The organism is Nostoc sp. UCD121 (assembly GCF_014222285.1).
Lineage (GTDB): Bacteria > Cyanobacteriota > Cyanobacteriia > Cyanobacteriales > Nostocaceae > Nostoc.
The window spans coordinates 1-5,870 of sequence record NZ_JACKZS010000318.1; the positions used below are offsets into that span (position 1 = coordinate 1).

The 5,870-nt window shown below is 33.9% G+C and carries 4 protein-coding genes; all 4 read right to left on the bottom strand.

Annotation, left to right across the window (positions count from 1 at the left end; genetic code table 11):
- A partial coding sequence (locus GNF10_RS34350; RefSeq protein ID WP_185607405.1) for an O-antigen ligase occupies nucleotides 1-1,171 on the bottom strand: 1,171 nt, incomplete at its 3' end.
- A 157-nt stretch (nucleotides 1,172-1,328) separates the two neighbouring features.
- Entirely contained in the window at nucleotides 1,329-2,426 is a 1,098-nt protein-coding gene (locus GNF10_RS34355; protein ID WP_185581685.1) for a glycosyltransferase family 4 protein, read from the bottom strand.
- Between the two features lie 69 nt (nucleotides 2,427-2,495).
- Complete coding sequence (locus tag GNF10_RS34360; protein ID WP_185593143.1) at nucleotides 2,496-3,923, bottom strand: oligosaccharide flippase family protein; 1,428 nt, start codon at nucleotides 3,921-3,923, stop codon at nucleotides 2,496-2,498.
- A gap of 475 nt (nucleotides 3,924-4,398) precedes the next feature.
- On the bottom strand, nucleotides 4,399-5,841 hold the full coding sequence (locus GNF10_RS34365; RefSeq protein WP_185593334.1) for a sugar transferase: 1,443 nt from the start codon (nucleotides 5,839-5,841) through the stop codon (nucleotides 4,399-4,401).
- Nucleotides 5,842-5,870 lie beyond the last annotated feature (29 nt).

Below are 5,870 nucleotides of genomic sequence, written 5' to 3' on the forward strand. Positions count from 1 at the left end.
CATAAAGTACCCATTCCATACTATTTTGAACTAGCAATGTACTTTCAGTTAGATTTGAAAGAATCATAAATGTAAGATAAACTAAAAGCCATATACTTTCGGATGTTTTATTCCGCCGAATTAAATATATCGCTTTAAATAAATTAATAACAAACCCAATTATAAAAACCAAGAATCCCAATAGACCCAATGATAGCCAAAGATCCAGAAATCCATTATGAGCATTAGGAACGTTCCATTGTACAGTTTGTACAACAATAGAAGATTCACTACTCTTCTCCCAGAATACTCCGTAGCCATATCCTAACCATGGTTTTTTTCCCATCATCTCCAAGACAACAGGCCATAATTCTGAGCGCCCGGTGAGTGTTGAGTCTTTACCTACTGAGCCTAAAATCGAATCAGCTTGCGAGATGAACCAGTAATAAAAAGCTATACCAAATGTTGATACTAAAGTCAGAACAGGTATAAATACTTTGTATTCTAAATGTAAAATTCGATAATACACAAGAAAAGCTACTGTGATGATTATAAAATTCACTACTGATGATGCTGATTGAGATAATAATATAAGTACTCCAGAAGTAATATAGCCAAGCCATAAAACCCAACGGTTTTCTTTACAAGTAGTGGCCAAGAATAAAAATATTGCTGCACTAAGCACAAATCTTTTGCCTAGAACATTTTTGGTTGGGTATATTCCTCTCCAACTATTAAATCCAGAATCGAGCCCAAATTGTGGTACAAATATAACAAATAATAAACACATTAATATTGAGACGGCAAGCATATATGCACATAGCGTTAGCTGCTGTTTTAAGGTGTAGCGTGAAGCTAAATAAAGTCCAAAGATAGTTGTTCCTGACAGACCAATGACGCGACGCACGGTAATGTCTGGATCTAAAGACCAAAAAATAGAAAGTGCAGAAACTCCAATCAGCAACCAAATAAACTTATCTTTGCTAAAAGCATAAGTAACTTTCTTCCAACGTAGAGCAATTAATGAAAGACTGACTATATATGTAAAAGTATAAAGTAATCGGAATATAATTCTATCTCCCTCTTTTACAGTAAAGCCATCAGTTAGAAAGGCATCTAGCGGGGTTCCTGAATATAGCATCAAGGAACTAAATGTAAATATTTGTTCGGCAGAAAATAAAAATTTTCTCATTTTTTATAATATGTATAATCGTGTATGCATAGAGAAAATATATTAAGCCAGTTAGAGATTCGGAGTTTCTAGTCTGAGTTTAGTTTGGCAAATACTTTGTTTCTTAGATGAGTAATTATTATGTTCGTTAAATGCCAACTTTGTGAGTATATTTTTACTAATGTATTGTTTTCATGGCTTTTTGATAAACTTCCACAGTTTGAGCAGCTATATTTGACCAATTTAAATCTTGCTGGCAACGAGCTAGTGCGGCAGTTTGCATTTTTTGTTGTAAGTCGCGATCACTTAACAAACAAATGATGGCATCAGCTAGGGCTTGAACATCACATGGTGGAACTAATAAACCATCCTTTTGATGCTGAACTATCTCGCTCAATCCCCCTATATCAGAAGCTACAACAAGCGTTCCCATCCCATAAGATAAAGCTGCTACACCACTTTGAGACGCTTCAATGTATGGCAGAACTGTTAGTGTGCTACGTTGAAATAGATTACCTACTTCTTCAAGAGGGATTAGTCTATTGATAATCTCGTAGCGGTTTTCATCATAACCATTAGGGAAATACTGCTTGATATTTTCTCCTCTTCCAGCAATAATCAGCTTGACTTGAGGTACACGTTCAGCAATTAAGGGCATAGCCTCAAGCAAATATTTCAATCCTTTATAGGGCCAGATGCGTCCAAAAAATAGCAATGTATTTGGATCGCGAGGCTGATTATTGCGATCGCACCGACGCTGATACAAACTGCCAAGTTCTCCATGTGGTATAACGTTGACTCGCTTTTCAGGTAAATTAAATTGTTCGATTAGAATTTTTTTTAGTTGATGGGTATGGATAATCAATTGTTGGGAACGGTAGAAGGCGATACGCCGAGTATACTCTGAACCAAATACAGCCGTCTTATCTCCTGGATGACGGAACACATCGTGGATAGTTGTGACTAGTGGTGGCATCTTATTGATTAACAACGTCCAATCATACCAAGGATCATTAGTTTCTTGCACATGTAAAACATCTGGCTCTATATCTTTAATAATACGCATCATGGCGTTCATAGACAACAGATTGCGTGGGTCCCTAATCCGTGGTTTTTTAAAGCTAATGACACGGATACTGGGGTCAAAAGCATTGGCACATACATCTGATAGATTTTTCGGTTGGATTATTGTTAAATCAACATATTTAATCAGACTATTTGCTAATTGAATGCTGTAGTCTTCAAAACCAAAATGTAGTAGGACAACTTTAATCATATTAATTATATTTACTCGTTAAAAAAGTTGATTGATCGTCTGTAAGACTTTTATATTGATCAATTACTGTTATCCTAAAAATTTTATCCACAAAAAACGAAACCCACCGAACGCACGAATACCTAGACAAATCACAAATAAACTATACACGCAAGTTGCAATAAGCAAAGTGAATATAAAATCTAAGTTAATTTTTTGCAATAATATAAATACAGGTATCAACAAAAAGCTTATTAGTAAAGGTCGGCGCAGAATTCGCCATAAATTTAATGAAAATAGACGAGTATATGTGAAATACATATACTGACTAAAACCCAGAATCGTCATTAATAATACCATTAGAGCTGCACCTATTAACTGATACTGCGAAACCAATACTACACCTCCCAAGCTTCCAAATATAGTGGTAATGACCACTTCACGCAAGTTGACTATCTCAAAACCATTGGCAACAAGTAGATAGGAAAGTGAGCGTATGAAGGGTAAAAAAAATAGTGCCATAGCACTTAAGCGGAGTGCTAAATTTGCTTGAGCAAAGCTAGAGTCATAGACAAAAGTTAGTAAATCTTTACCAAAAAAGAACAATCCAATAAATAAGGGTAACGCCATAATTAGTAGAACTTCAATAATATTCTCTGCTATTTTCCTCTGCTTGTCCCTTCCTTGATCTATTGCCTTTGAAAATCTAGGAAACATTGCTAAAACTATACTGTTAGCAATAATTGTAAAAGGTTGTAGTAATTGTGATATTCCACCAAAAAGACCCACTAAAAACTCGTTTCCTAACAATGAAAGAATCAAAATTTGAATTCGACCAGTTACTACAGCTATCCCTTCAATAGCAAAAAATGTACGCGCACTTTTAATTGTTCTAAGTACAAAATTTACATCAATCTGCCATTGAATTTTGACTAATCGTGTAATAATAATCCATTCAACTATTAGAATTAGTGTTTCTGAAGAAAAGAGTATAACCCCCAAATATCCAATTTTGTATTTCATTTGCATCGCCCAAATCATTATTATTAGGCGTAGGATATACACTGGAACTGTAGAGATAGCAATAAGATGCATCTTTTCTTGAGCTTGAAAAATTGCCTCCGTGATGTTGGAAAGTGCAAAGGGAATGATCGTCAAACCCATGATGTAGCAAAGAGTCGAAGTTGTGGAGCTATAGGGAAGTAAAAAGACTACAATCACTAATGCCCCATAACTAAACAAACTAAATATTAACTGTAGCCAGGTACCACTAATTAAATAAACTGATGTTTTTTGTGGCTCACGGGCTAGTTCTCTCGTAAACAATGTCTTTAGACCCTGTGAAGCAATGCCTACAAAGATAAAGTAGTAGCTATATGCTAGTAGATACTGCCCTAAAGCCTCAGCTCCTAAAGTCCGAGCAATAGCAGAGGTTAATACAAAGGCTGTGATACTTTGTGCTAACCTATTGATTATCATTGAGACGGAATTACTTATAAATTTGTATTTTTCTACCATTCTTAAAATTATTAATTCAGCTTAATTCGTTTTAAATCACTAAATAACCATGTATTTCGTATACTTACTTTTTCGGACATATCGTCAAAAGTTTTTCTACTTTTTCATTTTTTCACTGCATAAATTTTTGCAACAAAACCATTTCCTTTCAGGCTGTTAGCTATCATCATTAAACAGGAAAATAAAACAATATTAATTACATTTGTAAGCAAGTATACTGAAAATCGCAATAATATAATGTTTTATTTTTTTCAACACTTTCCCAAAGTAGTTATTAAACTATATACTATAATTTTTTTGTTGAGCTTATCGAAAATGAACAACTAGGTTTTATGTGTCCGGCAAAAACCCTAGTTGTTCCAAAAGTTTTTTCATTTTACTACTTACCGTTGAACTTCATTAAGCTAAAACTACATAATCACAAAGGTTTTCTCTCCAACATTTATTTATGATTAAAAAATGGATGAAGTCGAGCTTAGTAGGCACCTTCTTTCTTCAAAACTACCATAACTGTCTTGAGCAAAATTTCAAAATCCAACCTAAGAGACCAATTTTCAATGTAGTTAAGATCAAGATTTATCACTTGTTCAAAATCTACAATGTCTGAGCGACCTGAGACTTGCCAAAGACCTGTAATACCAGGTAAAACTTCATGTCGAATAAAATGATGTTCCGAAAACTTGTCTACATCTCTAGTAGGTAATGGACGAGGACCGACTATACTCATTTCTCCAAGGATAACGTTGAAAAGTTGAGGTAATTCGTCTAAACTATAACGTCGAAGAAATTTTCCAACGCTAGTAATACGAGGGTCGTCTTTAATTTTAAAGATAATCCCATCTTTCGTTTCATTTAAAGCTTCTAATTCTTTCTGTAATTTTTCTGCATCAGACCTCATAGTTCTGAATTTCCATACTTTAAACTGTTGTCCATGTAAACCTATACGGGTTTGCCTGTAAAATATTGTGCCAGGAGAGTCCAGTTTTATAGCTATAGCTATAGCTATATAAATCGGAAATAATAGCATTACAAATAAACTTGCAAAACAAAAATCACAACTACGTTTTATCCAAAAATCTTTACCTGTAATTATTGGACAATCCAAACTCAGACAAGGCATTCCGCCTATTTTGTTAAATTCTACGTTTTTATAAATTGGTTTTAATTCCATCGGTAAAATATGTACTTGAATCCCAGATGCTTGAAATAACCAGCATAAAAACATTCTATTTTTTAGAGCATCCCAAGATATAAAAACCTCTGTTACACCTAATTCATTAAGTTGATTCAATGTTTTTTGACGCTGATATCTGTCTAATGAATTAGCATGAGCAGTTCCAGATACAATATAGTGCTTTTCTTTTTTAATAAAGCTAGCAATCTGCTCATGGTCTTGAGGATCACAAATAATGAAGACAGAAGAACGAACTATTTTCTTCTGTTTACGGAGATACTCCAAGGTTATATTTACACTATATCTACCAGCACAAATAAATAATATACTTAGAAGCCAAGATAGAAATATTAGTTTTGGGCGTGTAATATCAATAACTGGCTGATACAAAAAACAAGCAAAGAGTATTAATCCATGAGAAAAAGTTAGCGATTTTATAATTTTCAAATAGTCATAGCGTTTTTGACCTTCTCTATAAATACCTTCTATAGCTAGCGATCCTATTTGAATACCAATAGTTATTAAAATCGGTAAGTAATGATTAGGTAAATCCCAATAAAAATTACCATAAAAAGATTTATATCCTGCAAAAACCCAAGCTAAGGATAAAAGGGTATAGTCTACCAGAAACAATGTTATTAATCTCAACCACCATGAACCTTTGCGTACCCTCACAGATGCAGATGCACGTAAATCCAAAGGTACTTCACTGAATTTATTTGTTGTAATGCCTTGATTACTCATAGTTAGGAACACTTGGTATATTTAAAATT

What these genes read in the sequence shown, in the direction of transcription:
- GNF10_RS34355 (WP_185581685.1), bottom strand. Translation starts at nt 2,426, where the DNA reads ATGATTAAAGTTGTCCTACTACATTTTGGTTTTGAAGACTACAGCATT.
- GNF10_RS34360 (WP_185593143.1), bottom strand. Translation starts at nt 3,923, where the DNA reads ATGGTAGAAAAATACAAATTTATAAGTAATTCCGTCTCAATGATAATC.
- GNF10_RS34365 (WP_185593334.1), bottom strand. Translation starts at nt 5,841, where the DNA reads ATGAGTAATCAAGGCATTACAACAAATAAATTCAGTGAAGTACCTTTG.